At 64.7% G+C, this 20084-nt stretch carries 17 protein-coding genes and 1 riboswitch; of the genes, 5 read left to right on the top strand and 12 right to left on the bottom strand.

Going from position 1 to position 20084, the window contains the following annotated elements:
• Positions 1-84 precede the first annotated feature (84 nt).
• Positions 85-192: riboswitch (TPP riboswitch) on the top strand.
• A complete protein-coding gene (thiC, locus tag QRN45_RS07105; RefSeq protein WP_284762806.1) occupies positions 188-1993 on the top strand; it encodes a phosphomethylpyrimidine synthase ThiC in 1806 nt (601 codons plus the stop codon). It overlaps the preceding riboswitch by 5 nt.
• A gap of 6 nt (positions 1994-1999) precedes the next feature.
• Here thiC and QRN45_RS07100 read toward each other — a convergent pair whose 3' ends face one another.
• Positions 2000-2749: an alpha/beta fold hydrolase gene (locus QRN45_RS07100; RefSeq protein ID WP_264636542.1), complete on the bottom strand. Its 750-nt coding sequence runs from the start codon at positions 2747-2749 to the stop codon at positions 2000-2002.
• 103 nt (positions 2750-2852) lie between these two features.
• Positions 2853-4421, bottom strand: coding sequence for a signal recognition particle protein (gene ffh / locus QRN45_RS07095; RefSeq protein ID WP_241707494.1), 1569 nt, complete (start codon positions 4419-4421; stop codon positions 2853-2855).
• 151 nt (positions 4422-4572) lie between these two features.
• Here ffh and QRN45_RS07090 point away from each other — a divergent pair, with 151 nt between their 5' ends.
• A complete protein-coding gene (locus QRN45_RS07090) occupies positions 4573-5973 on the top strand; it encodes a glucose-6-phosphate dehydrogenase (RefSeq protein ID WP_284762805.1) in 1401 nt (466 codons plus the stop codon).
• An 87-nt stretch (positions 5974-6060) separates the two neighbouring features.
• On the opposite strand, the gene QRN45_RS07085 is transcribed toward QRN45_RS07090, so the two are convergent.
• Positions 6061-6399 carry a P-II family nitrogen regulator gene (locus QRN45_RS07085; protein WP_028264639.1) on the bottom strand — a complete coding sequence of 113 codons (339 nt, stop codon included), beginning with the start codon at positions 6397-6399 and terminating at the stop codon, positions 6061-6063.
• Entirely contained in the window at positions 6396-7736 is a 1341-nt protein-coding gene (locus QRN45_RS07080; protein ID WP_078108602.1) for an ammonium transporter, read from the bottom strand. The genes QRN45_RS07085 and QRN45_RS07080 overlap by 4 nt, the downstream gene beginning before the upstream one ends.
• A gap of 223 nt (positions 7737-7959) precedes the next feature.
• On the opposite strand from QRN45_RS07080, the gene QRN45_RS07075 reads away from it, so the two are divergent.
• Positions 7960-9204, top strand: coding sequence for an MFS transporter (locus tag QRN45_RS07075; RefSeq protein WP_284762804.1), 1245 nt, complete (start codon positions 7960-7962; stop codon positions 9202-9204).
• A gap of 67 nt (positions 9205-9271) precedes the next feature.
• Here QRN45_RS07075 and ftsY read toward each other — a convergent pair whose 3' ends face one another.
• From ftsY to coaD, 7 genes are all read right to left on the bottom strand, one after another.
• Positions 9272-10495, bottom strand: coding sequence for a signal recognition particle-docking protein FtsY (ftsY, locus tag QRN45_RS07070; protein ID WP_264636546.1), 1224 nt, complete (start codon positions 10493-10495; stop codon positions 9272-9274).
• 20 nt (positions 10496-10515) lie between these two features.
• Positions 10516-14109: a chromosome segregation protein SMC gene (smc, locus tag QRN45_RS07065; protein ID WP_284762803.1), complete on the bottom strand. Its 3594-nt coding sequence runs from the start codon at positions 14107-14109 to the stop codon at positions 10516-10518.
• Positions 14110-14215: 106 nt separating this feature from the next.
• Positions 14216-15181 (bottom strand): bifunctional DNA-formamidopyrimidine glycosylase/DNA-(apurinic or apyrimidinic site) lyase, encoded by a 966-nt coding sequence (gene mutM / locus QRN45_RS07060; RefSeq protein ID WP_284762802.1) that lies wholly within the window; start codon positions 15179-15181, stop codon positions 14216-14218.
• Positions 15182-15187: 6 nt separating this feature from the next.
• Positions 15188-15919 (bottom strand): ribonuclease III, encoded by a 732-nt coding sequence (gene rnc / locus QRN45_RS07055; RefSeq protein ID WP_284762800.1) that lies wholly within the window; start codon positions 15917-15919, stop codon positions 15188-15190.
• Positions 15920-15941: 22 nt separating this feature from the next.
• The gene (rpmF, locus tag QRN45_RS07050; protein WP_028264646.1) at positions 15942-16145 is read right to left on the bottom strand and encodes a 50S ribosomal protein L32; all 204 of its coding nucleotides are present in this window, start codon (positions 16143-16145) and stop codon (positions 15942-15944) included.
• A 32-nt stretch (positions 16146-16177) separates the two neighbouring features.
• Complete coding sequence (locus QRN45_RS07045; protein ID WP_059387665.1) at positions 16178-16705, bottom strand: YceD family protein; 528 nt, start codon at positions 16703-16705, stop codon at positions 16178-16180.
• A 146-nt stretch (positions 16706-16851) separates the two neighbouring features.
• Positions 16852-17337: a pantetheine-phosphate adenylyltransferase gene (coaD, locus tag QRN45_RS07040; RefSeq protein WP_059387664.1), complete on the bottom strand. Its 486-nt coding sequence runs from the start codon at positions 17335-17337 to the stop codon at positions 16852-16854.
• A gap of 46 nt (positions 17338-17383) precedes the next feature.
• On the opposite strand from coaD, the gene QRN45_RS07035 reads away from it, so the two are divergent.
• Both QRN45_RS07035 and QRN45_RS07030 read left to right on the top strand, forming a co-directional pair.
• Positions 17384-18673, top strand: coding sequence for an aminotransferase class I/II-fold pyridoxal phosphate-dependent enzyme (locus QRN45_RS07035; RefSeq protein ID WP_284762797.1), 1290 nt, complete (start codon positions 17384-17386; stop codon positions 18671-18673).
• A 2-nt stretch (positions 18674-18675) separates the two neighbouring features.
• A complete protein-coding gene (locus QRN45_RS07030; RefSeq protein ID WP_139359739.1) occupies positions 18676-19464 on the top strand; it encodes a spermidine synthase in 789 nt (262 codons plus the stop codon).
• 40 nt (positions 19465-19504) lie between these two features.
• Here QRN45_RS07030 and rsmD read toward each other — a convergent pair whose 3' ends face one another.
• Entirely contained in the window at positions 19505-20071 is a 567-nt protein-coding gene (gene rsmD / locus QRN45_RS07025) for a 16S rRNA (guanine(966)-N(2))-methyltransferase RsmD (protein ID WP_264636553.1), read from the bottom strand.
• Between the last annotated feature and the right edge of the window lie 13 nt (positions 20072-20084).

Below are 20084 nucleotides of genomic sequence, written 5' to 3'. Positions count from 1 at the left end.
CTAGACTCAGGCGCCGTCGCCGGGGCAGTGACGTCTGTCCTCGGTCACATCTGTCTCAAGGACTCCCGGCTGTGGTAGCTTCGTCTACGACCACACGGGGGCCCTTGCAAGGGCTGAGATCGGGCTGACGCAGCCTGCGACCGTTGAACCTGTCCGGGTAATGCCGGCGAAGGAAGTGAGTAATCCTTTGAGCACCAAAGAAACACAGCTGAGCCCTACCCAAAACGAATCGGCTCAAGAAGTGACCCAGTCCCTCAAGTCGCATTCCCTCGTGTTCCTGGAAGACACTGAGACTGGAATCCGGGTTCCAGTCACGGAAATCGCCCTGGAGCCATCCCCCAACGGCGAGGCCAACGCCCCTTTCCAGGTGTACCGCACCGCGGGGCCGGGAAGTGATCCCGTGGTTGGCCTCGAGCCGTTCCGCAGCGAGTGGATCGAAGCCCGCGGCGACACCGAGGCCTACAGCGGCCGCGAACGGAACCTGCTCGACGACGGCAAGTCGGCCGTGCGCCGCGGCGCCGCCTCGGCGGAGTGGAAGGGCGCACAGCCGGTGCCCCGCCGCGCCGTCGAGGGCAAGACCGTCACGCAGATGCACTACGCCAAACAGGGCATCGTCACGCCCGAAATGCAGTTCGTCGCGCTTCGCGAGAACTGCGATGTGGAACTGGTCCGCAGTGAAGTCGCCGCCGGCCGCGCCATCATCCCCAACAACATCAACCACCCCGAATCCGAACCGATGATCATCGGCAAGGCGTTCCTGGTGAAGATCAACGCCAACATCGGCAACTCGGCCGTCACCAGCTCCATCGCCGAAGAAGTGGACAAGTTGCAGTGGGCCACCCAATGGGGCGCCGACACCGTCATGGACCTGTCCACGGGCGACGACATCCACACCACCCGCGAATGGATCATCCGCAACTCCCCCGTGCCGATCGGCACCGTGCCGATTTACCAGGCCCTTGAGAAGGTCAATGGTGAAGCCAACAAGCTCACCTGGGAGATCTTCCGCGACACCGTCATTGAACAGTGCGAGCAGGGCGTCGACTACATGACCATCCACGCCGGCGTGTTGCTGCGCTACGTGCCGCTGACGGCAAACCGCGTGACTGGCATCGTTTCCCGCGGCGGTTCCATCATGGCGGGCTGGTGCCTGGCGCACCACGAGGAAAACTTCCTCTACACGCATTTCGACGAACTCTGCGAAATCTTTGCCAACTACGATGTCGCGTTCTCGCTCGGCGACGGCTTGCGTCCGGGAGCGACGGCGGACGCCAACGACGCCGCGCAGTTCGCCGAGCTTGACACGCTCGCAGAGCTCACGAAGCGGGCGTGGAAGTACGACGTGCAGGTCATGGTGGAAGGCCCCGGCCACATCCCGTTCCACCTCGTCCGCGAGAACGTCGAGCGGCAGCAGGAGTTGTGCGACGGCGCACCGTTCTACACCCTCGGCCCGCTCGTGACCGACGTTGCCCCGGGCTACGACCACATCACCTCGGCCATCGGCGCCACGGAGATCGCACGCTACGGAACCGCGATGCTCTGCTACGTCACCCCGAAGGAACACCTGGGCCTGCCGAACAAGGACGACGTCAAGACCGGCGTGATCACGTACAAAATCGCCGCCCACGCCGCTGACCTTGCGAAGGGACACCCCGGCGCCCATGAACGCGACGATGCCCTGTCCAAGGCCCGCTTCGAGTTCCGCTGGCGTGACCAGTTTGCGCTGTCATTGGATCCGGTCACGGCCGAATCGTTCCACGACGAGACTCTCCCGGCGGAACCGGCCAAGACGGCGCATTTCTGCTCCATGTGCGGACCGAAATTCTGCTCCATGCGCATCAGCCAGGACATCCGCGACGAATACGGCTCGGCGGATTCCCAGGCGGCCATCGCGGAGATGTACAGCGGTATGCGGGAAAAGAGCGAGGAATTCCTGGCATCCGGCGGCAAGGTCTACTTGCCCGAGCTCGAGGTTCCCGCAGGAAAACGTTGAGTGACGTCAGGAAGCCTGCGCTGATCCGGCGCGGCTGACATCCGCGATGAAGGACCGGATCATCCGGTCTCCTTCAACTGAATCATGAGGCCGGTGTCCTCCAGCCGCAACGCGGTGGAGGGCGCCGGTTTCCTGCAAGTAGCCGGCGATCTCTTCGTACAGGGGCTCCCAACCACCGGTCAGGACAAGCGTGGGGACTCCCGGCACGATGTGCAGGGGCGCTTCCCACGGCGCTGCCTGGAGCCGCAGCCGCCGGGCGGTACGCCGGGCCTCGGGGGTGCTGAGAACCGCCGCCTCCGAGGAAAACGCGCGGCGGACGAATTCGCGCTGGTAATCGTCATCGCTGAGTTCGTGCCGGACCCGGAACAACGGCTCCATGAGTGCCCGGTAAGCCGCGGTGGCCGGCAATTCGGCCGTCAATGAGAGACAAGCCGGTTCCACGAGCACGAGCGACCGGACCAGGTCCGGCCGTTCCACTGCGGCCAACATCGCGGAAATCGCGCCCTGGGAATGCGCCACGACGTGGCCGCCACGCGCCGGCCCGGGGGCTGACGCGGCCTCCCGCGCTCCAAGGCACTCGAGGATGATGTCCACATCGGCGGCAACGTCGGATTCCAAAGGCTCGGCCTGCGCATCGAAGCCGTGGCGTTTCAGGAAGAGCGCATCGTACTGCAGCGCCATGCCGTGTTGTTTCGGCCACGCGGCAGCGCCGAATGTGCCTGCTCCATGGACGAACACAACGCGCTGCTTTTGCATTCCCCCAGCCTATGGCACGGGGCCGACAACCCAACTAACTGGCATTTGTTGTCGTTCCGAGCCCTCAAAACGACATGTATTGCCAGTCAGTTGGGTGGGACGGCTACTTGCCGCCGAGGAACTTGTCGAAGCCCTTGGGCAGGTTGAGCTGCGAGGGGTCGAAGTCGCCGGAAGGCTGACCGAATGCCGCGCCGGTGCGAACGGCCTTCGCCCGCTTGTTCTCGGCGTCGCGCAGTTCCTGGGCAGCCTTGGCGGGGTTTCCGGAACGGGCCTTCTTCTTGGGCGCGTTCTTGCTCGCCTTGCGGGAACCGCCACCGAGGCCGGGTATGCCGGGCATCCCTGGCATGCCGCCGCCCTGGGCCAGCTTCTTCATCATCTTCTGGGCCTGGGCGAAACGCTCCAGGAGGCCGTTGACCTCGGAGACGTGCACACCGGAACCACGGGCGATGCGGGCGCGGCGGGAACCGTTGATGATCTTCGGAGCCAAGCGCTCGTGCGGGGTCATGGAGCGGACAATGGCCTCCACGCGATCGATTTCCCGCTCATCGAACTGCTCCAGCTGCTGGCGGATGTTCTGCGCACCCGGCATCATCATGAGCATTTTCTTCATGGAGCCCATGTTGCGGATCTGCTGCATCTGGGCGAGGAAGTCGTCCAGCGTGAAGTCTTCCTGGTCGGCGAACTTCTTCGCCATCCGGGCAGCCTCGTCCTTGTCCCAGTTCTTCTCGGCCTGCTCGATCAGGGTAAGAACGTCACCCATATCGAGGATGCGGGAAGCCATGCGGTCCGGGTGGAACAGTTCGAAGTCGTCCAGGCCTTCGCCGGTGGACGCGAACATGACCGGCTTTCCGGTGACGGACGCGACCGAGAGAGCGGCACCGCCGCGGGCGTCGCCGTCGAGCTTCGACAGCACGACACCCGTGAAGTTGACGCCCTCATCGAAGGCAACCGCCGTGTTGACGGCGTCCTGGCCGATCATGGAGTCGATCACGAACAGCACTTCGTTCGGGATGATCGCCTGGCGGATGCGGCGCGCCTGGTCCATCATTTCCGCGTCGACGCCGAGGCGTCCCGCGGTGTCGACGATCACGACGTCGTGCAGCTTCTGGCGGGCTTCGTCGACGCCGGCGCGTGCGACGGCGACCGGATCGCCGGTGGGAACGTCCAGATCCGAGGTGGTCCCGGGGTGCGGCGCGAAGACAGGAACGCCGGCGCGTTCACCGACGATCTGGAGCTGCGTCACGGCGTTGGGACGCTGGAGATCGGCAGCAACGAGTACGGGGCTGTGGCCTTGGGCCTTGAGCCACTTGGCAAGCTTGCCGGCGAGGGTGGTCTTACCAGCACCCTGCAAGCCGGCGAGCATGATGATGGTGGGCCCGGTCTTCGCCAAGCGGATACGACGGGTCTCGCCGCCGAGGATCTCCTGGAGTTCCTCGTTGACGATCTTCACGATCTGCTGGCTCGGGTTCAGCGCAGCGGACACCTCCGCGCCCAGGGCGCGTTCGCGGATGCGGGCTGTGAACTCGCGGACTACGGGCACGGCAACGTCGGCGTCCAAGAGGGCACGCCGGATCTCCCGGACGGTGGCATCGACGTCGGCCTCGGTGAGGCGGCCCTTGCCACGGAGATTCTTGAAGGTTGCTGTCAACCGGTCAGAGAGTGAATTGAACACGCGCCGTGCACTTCTTTCAATGGTCTACGAATGGCGGCCGTTCCGACGCACCAATATCTTGACGATTCCTGCCCCAAACAAATCTGACTCAACTGAGGGACTCGACTATCTAGGGTACCAAGACGCGCCCGCAAGATGGCATGCTGGCACAGTGACCAGCAAAACAACAGTAAATACGTTGCTCATCCTAGGCGCCTCCGGAGATCTGACGGGCCGATTGCTGTTACCGGGCCTTGCCCGGCTCGTGGCCAGCGGACTCGCGGACGGCCTGAAGCTTGTCGGAGCCGGTTCCGACCCGTGGACGTCCCAACAGTGGACCAAACGCGTGGGCGGAGCCTTCGAAGATGCCGCCGAGGGTGCAAGTGCCGCAGGCAAGAAGGCAATCGCCGCCCTGGAGAAAAATACCGAATACCATCAAGTGGATGTCACGGCGGACGGCCAGCTCGCGACGCTCCTGGCCGGGCTCGAAGCGCCAATCGCCGTCTATTTCGCGTTGCCACCGCACATCAGCCAGAAGGCCTGTGAGGTCCTCACCGCCCAAGAGCTTCCCGCGGGAACAAGCCTGGTGATGGAGAAACCCTTCGGATCCAGTTCGGAATCCGCCCGGGAACTCAACAAGACCCTCTCCGCCTTGGTCCCGGAAGACCACATCCACCGCGTTGACCACTTCCTGGGCAAGGCCACTGTGTTCAACATCCTCGGCCTGCGCTTCGCCAACAGGTTCCTGGAGCCGGTGTGGAACCGGGAACACATCGAGAAGGTGGAGATCGTCTTCGACGAAGACCTCGCCCTCGAAGGGCGTGCTCGCTACTACGACGGAGCAGGCGCCCTCAAGGATATGATCCAGAGCCACTTGCTCCACATCATGGCGCTGCTGGCCATCGATGCCCCTTCCAGCATCGGGGAGCGCGATCTCCGCGACGCGATTTCGACGGTACTGCGTGCGAGCAGCATCGCCGCGCCGTACAAGAAGTCCACCCGACGGGCGCGCTACACCGCCGGCCGGATCGGTGACCGGGACGTGCCGGACTATGCAGCAGAGGACGGCGTGGACCCTGCCCGGGAAACGGAGACGCTCGCGGAGGTCGAAGTGGGCATCGACACTTGGCGCTGGAAGGGCGTCCCCTTCATCCTGCGCTCCGGAAAGGCGTTGGGTGCCGCCCGGAAAGAGGCGATCATCACCTTCCGGCCCGTCCCCCACCTGCCGACCGGATTCGAGGGCGTGGACTCCCCCAACCAGCTGCGCATCGGTTTCGGTCCTGACACCCTGCAGCTCGACGTCGATGTCAACGGTCCCGGAAACATCTTCATGCTCAATCGCGTGACGCTCAATACGGAACTGAATGCGTCCGATCTGCTGCCCTACGGAGAAGTGCTGGAGGGTGTCATTACCGGCGATCCCCTGCTCTCGGTCCGCGGCGACACCGCCGTCGACTGCTGGCGGATCATCGAGCCCGTGATCAAGGCCTGGGCCAGGGATTCCGTTCCGCTCGAAGAGTACGAGGCCGGCGGCCCCGGTCCCGCGGACTGGCCCACCGCCGTCGGGGGCTAAGCAGGCGGCCGCGCTCCTGCGGAAGCGGACACGCAAGTGGGGCCGGGTACCTTTCCAGGTACCCGGCCCCTCTTCTGCGTTGGTGCCTTAGATGGCCGCTGCGCCCCGCTCGCCCGTGCGGACACGGACTGCTTCATAGACGTCCACTGTCCAGACCTTGCCGTCGCCGGCACGGCCCGTGTTGGAGGAAGCAATCAGCACATCGAGGATGTCGTCTGCCTGCTCATCCGTGGCCAGGACCTCCACGCGGATCTTGGGAAGCAGGTCCACGTTGTACTCGGCTCCGCGGTACACCTCTGTGTAACCGCGCTGCCGGCCGTAGCCGCTGGCCGCGCTGACCGTCAGTCCCTGTACCCCGTATGCTTCGAGCCCCTCGCGGATGGCGTCGAGCTTCTCCGGGCGGACGATCGCCGTGATGAGTTTCATGCCTGGACACTCTCCTTGCCTGATACGGATGCTTCGTCAGCTGCCTCGGGCTCGGCCGAGGACTTTCCGGTGATGAGGTCGTGAAGGGGCTGGAAGCTTCCGCCGTGGCCGCCGACGCCGAACTCGTATGCCGTTTCGGCGTGCAGGCTGAGGTCTGCACCGGCGATCTCCTGGCGTTCGGAGATGCGGAAGCCCATGAGCTTGTGGATCGGGTAAGCGATGATGAAGGTCATCACGCCGGTGAAGACGATCGAGCAGAGTGCCGCCAGGGACTGCGCAACCAACTGGGTGGTCCCGCCGCCGTAGAAAAGGCCCGCGGGACCCTGGGTGGGGGTGGCGAGGAAGCCGATGGCCACGGTCCCGATGATGCCGGACACCAGGTGCACGCCGACGACGTCGAGCGAGTCGTCGTAGCCGAGCTTGAACTTGAGGCCGACCGCGAGGGCCGAAGCAACACCGGCTGCTACACCAAGGGCGATGGCGCCGAGCGGGGAAACGTTGGCACAAGCCGGGGTGATGGCAACCAGGCCGGCGACGACGCCCGAAGCCGCGCCGAGCGAGGTGGGGTGGCCGTCACGGATGCGCTCCACGACAAGCCAGCCGAGCATGGCCGCTGCCGGCGCGACGAGAGTGTTGATCCAGATCAGTCCGGCCTGCTGCACGGTTGCCGCAGCACCGGCGTTGAAGCCAAACCAGCCGAACCAGAGGATGGCTGCGCCAAGCATGACCAAGGGCACGTTGTGGGGGCGGTGGTTCGGGTCCTTGCCGAAGCCTTTGCGGTTGCCGATGATCAGGACGAGGATGAGGCCTGCCACACCGGCGTTGATGTGCACCACGGTGCCGCCGGCGAAGTCGATGACGGGAGCGAAGGTCTGGCCGAACCAGCCGGTTGCCGAGAAGAGACCGCCGCCCCAGACCATGTAGGCCAAGGGGGCGTAGACGAGAGTCGCCCAGATCGGGGTGAACAGCGTCCAGGCCGAGAACTTTGCGCGGTCCGCGATGGCACCGGAGATGAGGGCGACAGTGATGATCGCGAAGGTTGCGGCGTACCCTACGTGGAGCAGGTCTGCCGGATCGGTGAAGTTGTGCAGGCCGAAGTGGCTGAACGGGTTCGCGAAGATCTGGAAGAAGTTGTCCGTGTTGCTCGTAGACATCGAGGCGCCCCAGAGGACCCACACGAGGGTCACTGTGCCGATGGCGATGAAGCTCATCATCATCATGTTCAGGGCGGCCTTGGCACGGGTCATGCCGCCATAGAAGAATGCCAGGCCCGGGGTCATGAACAGCACGAATGCTGATGCGACCAGGAGCCAAACGAGACCGGCGGTGAAGTCCATGTCTGCGTCCTCTCTGCTTTAGATGCGGGCTAAGCCGCCTGTCCCAACGCATTTGCGTTCTACATAAGAGTTTTGCGGGGCAGTGTTTCACCTGCGAAGGTTTTAGATTGCAGGGCTGTTACAAGAACTTCTCGAACGTAAATGGTGCATATCACCCTTGTTACGGATATGTTTCGTCAGTTCCATTTCCCCGCGTTCCGACTAGCCAGAGGACCCCGACACCATGACCGCAAGCCCCGAATCCCCCGCCGAACCAGGGGCGAGGGCCGCCAAGGCTGAAATGCCACGGGACATCAAGGTGATGTTGGCGGCGGCGTTCCTGATTGCACTGGGTTTTGGACTCGTGGCGCCCGTGCTTCCCCAGTTCGCAACCACGTTCGACGTCGGGGCAACGGCAGCCGCGGTGATCGTCAGCATTTTCGCCTTCATGCGTTTGGTGTTCGCTCCCGCCGGGGGCGCCCTGATGGGCCGCTTCGGCGAGCGTCCTGTGTACATCGCAGGGTTGCTGATAGTGGCGGCGTCGACGGCGGCGTGCGCTTTCGCGCAGAGCTATTGGCAGCTGCTGGTCTTCCGGGGACTTGGCGGAGCCGGTTCTGTCATGTTCACGGTTGCAGCCATGGGCCTGTTGATCAGGCTCGCCCCTCCGGAAAGCCGCGGGCGGGTCTCCGGCGCGTATGCCTCGGCCTTCCTGATCGGCAGCGTCCTGGGCCCGGTGGTCGGCGGACTGCTGGCCGGGTTCGGGTTGCGCGTACCGTTCCTCGCGTACGCGGCAGCCTTGGTCCTGGCGGCTTTGGTTGTCCGCACGCAGCTGACGGGAAGTTCAGGGGCAGCGAAGCAAGGCAGTGCGGCGGGGCCGGCAATGCGCATGAAGGATGCCTTGGGCGATTCTGCCTACCGGGCCGCCCTGTTCTCCAGTTTCGGCAACGGCTGGGCTACCCTCGGGGTGCGCATGGCCACGGTGCCGTTGTTCGCGGTGGTCGTGCTGGCCGGAGGATCGGCCTCCGCGGGTTGGGCGCTGGCCGTGTTTGCGGGGGGAAACGCCCTGGCGCTGACTTTCTCGGGCCGTATGGCCGACAATTTCGGCCGCAAGCCCATGATGCTGTTGGGCTTGGTGGTCACCGGTCTGGCCACCGCCACCATCGGGTTGACCGGCAACCTTCCCGCGTTCTTCGCGGCGTCTGCCGCGGCCGGCTTCGGCTCCGGCTTGCTAAGCCCGGCCCAGCAGGCCGCCGTCGGGGACATCATCGGTCGTGGCCGATCCGGTGGCAAGGTGCTGGCGGTCTTCCAGATGGCTTCGGACGCCGGAGCTATCGTGGGCCCCGTCCTGGTTGGCCTCCTGGCGGACGGACTTGGCTACGGCTGGGCGTTCGGCGCCACCGGCGGCATCCTCCTGCTGGCCGCGGTCGGCTGGTCCGTGGCCCGCGAGCCGATGCCCCGCGCCCCGGAACCCGTCGGCTCACCCAACTGACTAGCAGTTGATGTCGTTTTCAGGCCTGAAAACGACATCAACTGCGAGTCAGTTGGGCTGGAGGCGGCTAGTTGAGCAGCGCGTCGACGAAGGCTTCGGGCTCGAACGGCGCGAGGTCGTCCGGGCCCTCGCCGAGGCCGACCAGCTTGACCGGAACGCCGAGGGCCCGTTGGATCGCGACGACGATCCCGCCCTTCGCGGTGCCGTCGAGCTTCGTGAGCACGATTCCCGTGATGTTGACTACCTCGGAAAAGACCTTGGCCTGGTTCAGTCCGTTCTGGCCGGTGGTCGCGTCCAGTACCAGAAGGACTTCGTCCACTTCGGCCAGCTTCTCGATGACGCGCTTGACCTTGCTGAGCTCGTCCATGAGGCCGACCTTGTTCTGCAAGCGACCGGCGGTGTCGATCATCACGACGTCGACTTCCTGCTCGATGCCGGACTTGACGGCTTCGTAGGCGACGGAGGCCGGGTCCGCGCCGACGACGTGCGACCTGACGGTTGCGACGCCGACCCGCTGGCCCCACGTGGCGAGCTGCTCCGCGGCCGCGGCGCGGAAGGTATCCGCTGCGCCCAGCAGGACGTCCTTGTCTTCGGCCACGAGAACACGCGCCAGCTTGCCGACGGTGGTGGTCTTGCCCACCCCGTTGACGCCGACGACGATCATGATGGCCGGGTGGGCTCCCTTGCGTTCCACGTTCAAACTGCGGTCCATCGTGGGGTCCACCAGCTTGATGAGTTCCTCGCGCAGGAGGGCCTTGACGTCCTCCGGGCTGCGTGTGCCCTGGACCTTGACCCGTGCACGGAGGGCATCGACCAGCTGCATGGTGGGCTCGGTGCCGAGGTCGGCGAGGAGCAGTGTTTCTTCGACTTCGTCCCAGACGTTTTCGTCGATCTTGTCGCTCGAAAGCAGGGCCAGGAGACCCTTGCCGAGAATGCTGTTGGATTTGACCAGTCGCGCGCGAAGCCGGTTGAGGCGGCCCTCGACAGGCGCGGGGGTCTCCACCTGGATAAGCTCCAGGCCGGCTGCGTCGTCCGGAACGTCGGTCCCTGGTACGGCAAGGTCGGCAGGTTCGACGACGGGAGCGGGCGCCGTGCGGTCCGGCGCGGCCCCGGGGGCGTCGTCGACGATCGTTCCGCCGCCTGCCGCCGCCTTGTCAGCGGGGTCGTTGGCGTCGCGCGTTCCAGCGTAAGTCGAGGAGGACTTCCGCGCCTTGAGCAGGACAGGAATCAGCCCTCCGACCACCACGATGGCAGCGACAATGGACAAAATAATGGGGAGGAGATCGTTCACTCCCCTAGCTTCTCACAAAGCTAGACCTCGGCACCGAGCCTCTGGCTGATGACGGTGGACACGCCGTCGCCCCGCATTGTCACTCCGTAGAGGGCGTCCGCGACTTCCATGGTCCGCTTCTGGTGCGTAATGACAATCAATTGGCTGGACTCCCGCAGCTCTTCGAAAATCGTGATGAGCCTGCCCAGGTTCGTGTCGTCCAGTGCGGCCTCCACTTCGTCCATGACGTAGAAAGGCGAAGGCCGCGCCTTGAAAATTGCCACGAGCAAGGCGACGGCTGTCAGCGACCGTTCGCCGCCGGAAAGCAGGGACAATCGCTTGATCTTCTTGCCCGCGGGCCGTGCCTCCACCTCGATGCCGGTGGTCAGCATGTCGTCGGGGTCCGTCAGCACCAATTTGCCTTCCCCGCCGGGGAAGAGCCGGGCAAAGACGTGGTCGAACTGCTTGGAGGTATCGGCGAAGGCCTCGGCGAAGACCTGCTGGACGCGGTTGTCCACTTCCTTGATGATGTCCAGGAGGTCTTTGCGGCTCGACTTGAGGTCTTCCAACTGCGTGCTCAGGAATTGGTGCCGTTCCTCGAGTGCCGCAAATTCCTCAAGCGCCAACGGGTTCACCTTGCCAAGGGCTGCGAGGTCCCGTTCGGCCCTGCGCAGCCGTTTCTCCTGCTCGGCACGGACAAAGGGAACACCCTCCACGATGGCGTTCCCGTCCTCGTCCACGGGCGCCCGGAGTTCGGCCCACTTGTCGACCGAAGCCGCCGGCACGGGAACCGGCTGCTCCGGACCGAAATCGGCCACGAGTTGTTCCGCTGACAGGCCGAGCTCCTCAATGGCGCGCGTTTCCAAAGCTTCAATCCGGAGCCTTTGCTGGGCCCGGGCGAGTTCGTCGCGGTGGACCGAATCCGTCAGCCCGGCCAGTTCCTGGGCCAATTTCTCGTTGCTGCTCCGGATATCAACGAGTTCCTTTTCGAGCTGCTCCCGGACGCCCTCGGCGACATCGCGGTCGCGGGCTGCCAGGTCCACTGAAACGTCAACGAACCGTATGGCCTGTTCGACGGCGGAAGCGACGGCAGAGGCCCGCTCGGCTTGCGCTTTGCGGCGCATTGCCCGGCGCGCCGCCTCCTCGCGAGCCCGCCGTTCGCTCGCTGCAGCCCGTTCGAGGGATGCAGCCCGGTTGCTGGTTGCGGCCAGCTGTTCCTCGGCGCTCCGCAACCCGAGCCTGACTTCCATCTCACGGGCCCGGGCATCACTGGCGGCCCTGGCCAAGGCATCGCGGTGCTCCGTGGAAGGCTCTTCCTCCTGCGGGGCCTCTTGTGCCGCGGCCAGCCGCTCGGCCGCAAGCTCAAGGGATTCCTCTGCCACGGCGATGTTCAGTTCGGCCTTGGCCAGGGACTCGGCCATTCGATCGCGTTCCGCGACGGCGCTGCGTAATTGGGAATTCAAATGGCCAAGCCGTTCCGCGACGGCAGCCAGGCGGGCATCCGAATCGTGAAGTTTGTCGAGCGCCGCGTTCGCACGTTCCTGGGCATCGGCACGGCGGGCTTCGGCTCCAGCCAGGGCGAACCTGCCCCGTTCAAGACGGGTGGTGAGCTCCAGGAGCCGGGTGTCGGCGTCGTCCACTGCGGCCTGGACCTCAAGAAGGGACGGCGCCGTGGCCGATCCGCCGTCCACCGTCAGGGCCCTGAAGACGTCGCCTTCGAGGGTCACCGCGGTAAGCTCCGGGTTGCCGGCAATGAGGCTTGCCGCCGCGCGCAAGTCCTCGACGACGGCGGTGCGCGCCAGGAGGGTCAGCGCACCAACCGCTTCCGTAGCGTCCGTCGCCACCAGCTCGGCGGCCCAGCGCACACCGTCGGGCAGCGTCGGCAATTCCTGCTGGCCGGACCCTGTATCCGCGGCGCTTACCGCGCCTGCCACCAAAAGCGACGCACGCCCGGCGTCGGCGTCCTTCAACAGCTGCATCGCGGCGACGGCCCCCGGGCCGTCGGCCACCACGACCGCGTCCGAAGCACTGCCAAGCGCTGCGGCAACGGCGGTCTCGTACCCGGGCTCCACCGTCACGAGGGAAGCAAGCGAACCCAGGATGCCGGGGTGGTCCGAGGACAGAAGACGCGAAGAGCCATCCTTGCGGTTGAGGCTAAGCTGCAGTGCATCACGACGGGCGGTGAGCGCATCGCGTTCGCGGACTTCGTCGCGCTCGGCAGCTTTCAACGCTTCGATCTCGGCGTTGATTTCGTCAAGAAGGGCGCTTGCGTCCTCGTATTCGGCGTCGAGGCTTTCTTCGCCGTCTTCAACGCCGGCCACTTGGGACTCAAGGGCCGTGAACTCGCTTTGCGCGTGGCGACGCCGCTCTTCACCGGCTGCCAGCGAGTCCCTGAGCCTGCCCCGCTCAGCCTCGGCCGCTTCGGCCCGGGAGCGTGCGGCAGCCAACTGGCCGACGAGTTTCGCGAGGCCCTCACGGCGATCGGCTGCCGCCCGCAGCACTGCTGTCAGGCGTTTGTCCTCGGCCGCGGCCAGGTGCTCGGCTTCCTGTTTGGCTGCCGTGGCCTCGAGGAGGCCCGCTTGCTTCGCCAGGATGTCGTGCTCCAGCTCCGACTGTTCCTGCCGGACCCGGGCTGCCTGCCGGTCCAGGTGGTCCGGGTCGCGGCCTGAATCCGGGGCAACATCGGAGGCACCGAGGAGGCGGCGGCGTTCGGTAGCGAGTGATCCGAGGGCGCGAAGCCGGTCCCTCGCAGCGGACAGCTGGTACCAGTTGTCCCTGGCGGCGTTGAGCCTGGGTGTGGCCTCAGCCGCGAGTTGCTCAAGGCGGATCTGGCGTTGGCGGCCTGCGCCGAGCTCCGATTCGACTACCTCGCGGCGCTCTTTCAACGCGGCTTCGTCGGCCACGTCTTTCTCCAGCGCCCGGGTGAGCTGGACAAGATCATCGGCAAACAGCCTGGATTTCGCGTCGCGGACATCGAACTGCACGGTCTGGGCGCGGCGGGCGACTTCGGCCTGTTTGCCCAGCGGCGTCAGTTGACGGCGGATTTCCGCCGTGAGGTCGCCAAGGCGCTGCAGGTTCGCCTGCATGGCCTCCAGCTTGCGGACGGTCTTTTCCTTGCGACGCCGGTGCTTGAGGATGCCGGCGGCTTCCTCAATGAATCCCCTGCGGTCCTCGGGTGTGGCGTGCAGGACACGGTCCAGCTGCCCCTGCCCCACGATCACATGCATTTCCCGGCCGAGCCCTGAATCGGAGAGCAGTTCCTGGATGTCCAGGAGGCGGCATGGCGCGCCGTTGATGGCGTACTCGGAGCCGCCGGTCCGGAACAGTGTGCGGGAAATGGTGACTTCGCTGTATTCGATCGGCAGGGCGCCGTCGGCGTTGTCGATCGTCAGCGCAACGTGCGCCCTGCCCAGGGGGGGCCGCCCCGAGGTGCCGGCGAAGATGACGTCTTCCATTTTGCCGCCGCGCAAGGTCTTGGCGCCTTGTTCGCCCATGACCCACGCCAGCGCGTCAACCACATTGGACTTGCCCGAACCGTTGGGGCCGACAACGGCGGTGACGCCCGGCTCGAAGTCGAACGTCGTGGCCGACGCGAACGACTTGAATCCCCGGACAGTCAAACTTTTCAGATGCAAGGTGTTTCGGATCACTTTCAATGGCGGCAGTGGCTGCTTTACGGCCTAAATCTACTGCCCGACGGCGGAAATCCGCGGATTTGCGGGGAAAACCCGCGAATCCTCGCTACCAGCGGCCGTTGCGCGGCTTCGGCTGGCAGATCGGGCACGTGTACGAGGAGCGGTTCATGAATTGCTCGCGTTTGATGACACCCGGAAGTCCGGCTGCGGAACAACGCCTGCACGGCTCGCCCGCCCGGCCATAGGCATCCAGGGACCGGGCGAAATATCCCGAATCTCCGTTGACATTGACGTAGAGCGAATCGAAGCTCGTCCCGCCGGCGGCGAGGGCGTCGCTCATGACGTCCTTGGCGGCGTCGACGAGCCTCAGCGCATCGGCCCGCTTGAGGGTGTCTGTCGGCTTGGCGTAGTGCAGCCTGGCCCGCCAGAGGGATTCATCGGCGTAGATGTTGCCTATCCCCGAGATGACTCCCTGGTCCAACAAGGCCCGCTTGAGCCCGGTCTTGCGGGATCTGACCTTGCGGTAGAAGTCGTCGAAGGAAAAGTGCGGATCCAAAGGATCGCGGGCGATGTGCGAGGCTTCTTCGGCAATTTCCGGAAGGGGCGTCTCGCCCTGGCCGCCGGGACCGCCGTCGGGCGTCGGTACAAGCGAGGTGACAAAGAGCCCGCCGAAGATCCGCTGGTCCACAAACCGCAGCTGCTCAGGCATGCCGTCCGCACTGCTGAGGCGGAGACGGACTTTGAGGTGCTTCTCATCGGGAACCCCGGGATCCTGCATGAGGAGCTGCCCGCTCATGCCGAGGTGCGCCATCAGCGCGACTCCGGGAAGCGCTTCGGGGGTACTTGCTGTGCCGCCGGGTTCCTCGGTCCGCAGGGGCATCCACAGGAACTTGCCGCGGCGGACGACGTCCAAAACCGTGGAGTTCTCAAGGTTGCCGATAAAGTCTTCCGTGCCCAACGCGTGGCGGCGGATCGAGCGGGGGTCCAGGACATCCACCCCCGTGATGGTCCGGCCGCGCACCCAACGTGCCAGGCCGCGGCGGACCACTTCGACTTCGGGCAGTTCCGGCATGTGGAATCAGGCGCTGTGCGCAGGATCAGCCGGAGCGTCGGCTTTGCTGTTCAGCGTGACCTTGCTGTTCAGCGTGCGCCACGCGTCTGCGGCGGCTTCCTGCTCGGCTTCCTTCTTGGAGTGGCCGGCGCCTTTGCCGTAGGGGGTGCCGCCGATCTGGAGGACGGCTTCGAAGGTGCGGGCGTGGTCCGGACCGGAGCCTTCGACGGCATAGTAGATGGACCCGAGCTGACGGCTGGCGGCAAGCTCCTGCATGCTGGTCTTCCAGTCGGTGCCGGCCCCAAGGGCCGCGGCGTCCTTGAGCAAGGGACCAACGAGCCGCATAACGAGCTGCCGGGCGGTCTCAATGTCGTTGGAAAGATAGGTGGCGCCGATGAGCGCTTCCATGGTGTCGGCAAGAATTGACGATTTGTTCTTACCGTCGGTGAGCCTCTCGCCCTGCCCGAGATAGATGAATTCGCCGATGCCGAGATCCCGGCCGATACCTGCGAGGGCGCGGGTGCTGACGACGGCGGAGCGTCGCTTCGCCAGTTCGCCTTCCGGGAGTGCAGGGTTGTCGCGGTACAGCGAATCGGTCACGGAAAAGCCCAGGATGGAGTCGCCCAGGAATTCGAGGCGCTCATTGGTGGGAATCCCGCCGTTTTCATACGCGTATGAACGATGTGTCAGAGCAAGACGAAGCGTCTCGGCGTCAATGGAGACACCGAGACGCTTCAGAAGCTCTTCAGTTGAAGACATCCTTGTCAGCCTTGTGGCGGATTTAGACGTCTGCGACCTTGCGGCCCTTGTATTCAAGGAACAGCGCAGTCCCGGCGGAGTCGGTGACGACCTTTGCCTGGTGCGGCAGGCTGTAAACAACCTGGCCGTTTTCGATGGTCTTGACCAAGTTGGGGGCAGTTGCCTTCCACTGGGCACGGCGGGCGCGTGTATTTGCGCGAGACATTTTCCGCTTGGGAACAGCCACGGCTATCTCATTTCTCTTTTAGTCAGCACTTACTAATCAGTTTGCCGGTCGGTCTTAGCCAGTTCAGCTAGGGCAGCCCAGCGAGGATCCAGGTCCTCGTGGTGGTGCCCCGGCTCGTCTTCCAGACGCACTCCGCATATTGAGCAGAGGCCCTGGCAGTCTTCCCGGCACACCGGCTGGAACGGCAGCATGGTTACAACCGCGTCCCGCAACACCGGTTCAAGATCGATTAGATCGTGCTCGACTCGACGTTGCTCTTCATCGTCTTCTTCGTCCGAAAGCTCCACGCCCTCATAGAAGAAAAGTTCTTGCACATTGACCTCAAGGTCATACGCAAGGGGATCCAGGCATCGTCCGCATTCGCCCTTGACTTCAGCGAATACGGTTCCAGATACCAGAATTCCTTCGTGTACGGCCTCAAGCCTCAGGTCGAGCTCGATATCCGAGCCTTCCTGAACGCCAATGAGTGCCACGCCAAGGTCACTTGGCGCGGGTACATGTTCCGTGAGCGTCCGCATGCTTCCTGGACTACGTCCGAGGTCCTTGACGTCCAGCGTCAAAGGCGAACTTGCATCTCGCTTAATGAGAACTCCTGTAGAACATATGACCGACGTACCATCTTAGCCTGAACGCGTGAACGGACTCAAACCGGGTCAATTGCAACGCGTTCTGCCCGAGGTACCGATCCAGCTTACCCGTTGTGCGGCTACTCCGCAGCCGACCCGCCAGCGAGGAGCCTCCTGAGTACCGATTTCGGCACGAAATCGGAGACATCGCCGCCGAGGAGGGAGATTTCCTTGATGAGCGTGGACGACAAGTGCAGGTAGTGGGCCTCCGCCGGAAGGAAGACAGTCTCGACGCCGGACAACTGGCGGTTCATGGTGGCCATGGGAAGTTCGTAGTCAAAATCCGAGGACGAACGCAGGCCCTTCACGATCGCCGAAATTCCCCGGTGCCTGCAGTATTCGGCGAGCAGTCCCTCACCCATGGGCTCCACGATGATCCCCCGCAAGGAAGCCAGTGTCTCCCGGGCCATGTCCATGCGCTCTTCCAGGCTGAAGCGGTACTTCTTGGCGTAGTTGGTGGACACAGCAACGACGACTTCATCGAACAAGCCGGCGGCCCTCGCGATGACTTCCAAATGTCCGTTGTGGATGGGGTCGAAGGAGCCAGGGCACACAGCGCGTCTCATGGTTCGAACCTACCCCATCCGGGGCCGCAGGCACTATGGCGATACCATGGCTGGAACGGCGGGCCGGAGGAGCCGGAAGCCAGCACCCCAGGAAGGCAGCCCCACAGTGACGAGCCCGGCCTCTCTCAGCCAGAACACGTCCGCCGCGCCTTGGCAGCGAGCCGCCAGCGGAGCCAACCTGCTTTCGGCCGACGGCAGCCTCGGAGTGACCATCTTCGAAGAAATGACCACCTTGGCACTGTCCACCGGCGCCATCAACCTGGGCCAGGGATTCCCGGACGAGGACGGCCCCGCGGAGATCAAGGCAGCGGCCCTAGCAGCGATTACGGCGGGAGCCAACCAGTACGCGCCCGGCAAAGGCATCCCTGAACTCCGCGAAGCCGTCGCTGCGCACCAGGAACGCTTCTACGGACTCACCCCGGACCCGCAGACCGAGGTCATCGTGACCACCGGGGCCACTGAAGCCATCGCCGCGTCACTGCTCGCATTCATCGAACCGGGCGACGAGGTCCTCACCTTCGAGCCCTTCTACGACTCCTACGGCGCCATCATCGGGCTTGCCGGGGCCAAGCACGTGACCGCTCCCCTGCTGGCACCGGACTTCCTTCCGGACGTGGATGCCATGGAATCGGCATTCAGTGAACGCACCAAGGTTGTCCTCCTCAACAACCCGCACAATCCCACGGGCGCGGTCTTCCCTCGCGAGGTGCTGGAACGCGTCGTCGAGCTCGCCCGGAAATACGACGCCGTGATCCTCAGCGACGAAGTCTACGAGCACCTCACCTTCGGCGTGCAGCACCTTCCGATCGCCGGCATCCCCGGAGCGGCCGAGCGAAGCGTCACGATTTCCTCGGCCGGCAAGACCTTCTCGTTCACCGGTTGGAAGATCGGATGGCTCAGCGGACCTGCCCATCTGGTAGCGGCGATCCGCACCGTCAAACAATTCCTCAGCTACAGTTCCGGCACCCCCTTCCAAAGTGCGATTGCTGTAGGCCTCGCCTTGCCCGATGAGTTCTACGCCGGCATCGCGTCCGCCCTCCAGCACAAGCGGGACATCCTGGCCGAGGGACTACGGGCCGCCGGCTTCGGCGTCTACACTCCGCAGGGAACATACTTCATCAACGTGGACACCGCGCCCCTCGGCATCAGCGACTCAGTGGACCTGGCACGAAGGCTGCCGGAGCTCGTCGGAGTGGCGGCCATTCCTGTTCCGGTGTTTTGCCACCCGGAAGGCGCGGAGAGGACGCGCAGCCTGCTCCGATTCGCGTTCTGCAAGAAGACCGAAGTACTGGAAGAAGCCGCCGCCAGACTGGCCACCCTGCGGGACAAGCTTTGACCATGTCCGCCGGGCAAATCCACGAGGGGCGGCGTTTCCTCCGGACCACCGGCCAACATGCCGCGATCGAAACCGACACCCTGATCGACGGCGCCTACATCCTGCGCATCGGCGACGCAGAACAATCCCATGTCAATCTCGCGGAACCGGCGGAAATCTTCTACGAGTACCTCCGCAGGATCGGCCATGTGGTGGATCTCGCAGCGCCAGCCGGGCAAGCCATCACCGCCCTGCACCTCGGAGCGGGGGCCTTGACCCTGGCCCGCTACATCGAGGCGACAAGGCCCGGTTCGGAACAGCACGCCGTCGAGCTCGAACGTGAATTGCTCGACTTCGTGCTGCAGAAGTTGCCCATGCCCGACGGCACCCGTTTGGAGACCCATATCGGCGACGCGCGGGAAGCCCTCGCCGAGCTGCCCGCGGAACTCGAGTTCGACGTCGTGATCCTGGACATCTTCTCCGGTCCGGAGGCTCCTGCGCATATCGCCTGCCAGGAGTTCTACGAAGAGGCCGCAGCGCGGCTCCGGCCCGAGGGAGTGCTCATCGTCAACGTCGGCGACGAAGCGGCCCTGACCCTGGTACGCAGCCAGGTCGCCGCGATGCGCAGGGCGCTGCCCGACGTTGCTGCGTTCGCCGAAAGCGGCATGTTCGCCGGCCGCTACCCCGGCAACATCATCCTGGTGGGAACGCGCCGGCCCTGGCCCGCCGAGTGGACAGCGGAACTCCTGGCCCGGGGGCCGCACCCGGCAGCCGTGCTGAGCGGAGTGGAGTTGGACCGGATTTCCAGCTAGCGCCGCCTATCGGGCCAGCGACGGACCTGTGGGCACTGCGCTAGACGGGTTCGGCGAACCAGAGCTTGGTTTCGCCGTACTTCTTGTCGGCAAACCGTTCCAAGGTGTCCGGCCAGTCCGGTTCCGGAGACCGTGAGGAACGCTCGACGACGACCACCGCACCTTCATCAAGGTGGAAGGCGAGCTTGGCGAGGACTGCCTTCAGGGAAGGTTCATCCAAGGGATAGGGCGGATCCAGGAACACGAGGTCCCAGAGGACGTCATCCGCCGCGCGTTCCAGGAAGGACTCCACTTTGGAACGAATGACGGAGACAATCCTGCGTCCCAGGACCTGGTTGGCCATGTTTGCGTTCCGCTGGCAGACCTCGGAGGCGCGTGCATCAGATTCCACGAGTTCGGCAGAGCGCGCCCCCCGGCTGGCACTTTCGATGCCGAGCGAACCCGAACCCGCATAAAGATCCAGAACCCGGGCATCGTCGATGGCGTCGAGCGCCTCGAGCCGCGAGAACAAGGCTTCCTTGACGCGGTCCGTCGTGGGCCTGGTGGCGTTTCCGGGGACGCTGACCAGCGGGTTGCCACCGACCACGCCGGCAATGATCCTGCTCATCGGCCAACCCCTG

The organism is Arthrobacter sp. efr-133-R2A-63 (assembly GCF_030209795.1).
Lineage (GTDB): Bacteria > Actinomycetota > Actinomycetes > Actinomycetales > Micrococcaceae > Arthrobacter > Arthrobacter bambusae_A.
Note: the sequence above shows the minus strand (reverse complement) of the source record. Positions and strands in the feature narration are given on the sequence as shown.

Excerpts from the sequence above, each read along its gene's own strand:
- QRN45_RS07100 (WP_264636542.1), bottom strand. The coding sequence starts at position 2,749 with ATGCAAAAGCAGCGCGTTGTGTTCGTCCATGGAGCAGGCACATTCGGC.
- QRN45_RS07085 (WP_028264639.1), bottom strand. The coding sequence starts at position 6,399 with ATGAAACTCATCACGGCGATCGTCCGCCCGGAGAAGCTCGACGCCATC.
- QRN45_RS07080 (WP_078108602.1), bottom strand. The coding sequence starts at position 7,736 with ATGGACTTCACCGCCGGTCTCGTTTGGCTCCTGGTCGCATCAGCATTC.
- QRN45_RS07075 (WP_284762804.1), top strand. The coding sequence starts at position 7,960 with ATGACCGCAAGCCCCGAATCCCCCGCCGAACCAGGGGCGAGGGCCGCC.
- mutM (WP_284762802.1), bottom strand. The coding sequence starts at position 15,181 with ATGCCGGAACTGCCCGAAGTCGAAGTGGTCCGCCGCGGCCTGGCACGT.
- rnc (WP_284762800.1), bottom strand. The coding sequence starts at position 15,919 with ATGTCTTCAACTGAAGAGCTTCTGAAGCGTCTCGGTGTCTCCATTGAC.
- coaD (WP_059387664.1), bottom strand. The coding sequence starts at position 17,337 with ATGAGACGCGCTGTGTGCCCTGGCTCCTTCGACCCCATCCACAACGGA.
- QRN45_RS07035 (WP_284762797.1), top strand. The coding sequence starts at position 17,384 with ATGGCTGGAACGGCGGGCCGGAGGAGCCGGAAGCCAGCACCCCAGGAA.
- QRN45_RS07030 (WP_139359739.1), top strand. The coding sequence starts at position 18,676 with ATGTCCGCCGGGCAAATCCACGAGGGGCGGCGTTTCCTCCGGACCACC.
- rsmD (WP_264636553.1), bottom strand. The coding sequence starts at position 20,071 with ATGAGCAGGATCATTGCCGGCGTGGTCGGTGGCAACCCGCTGGTCAGC.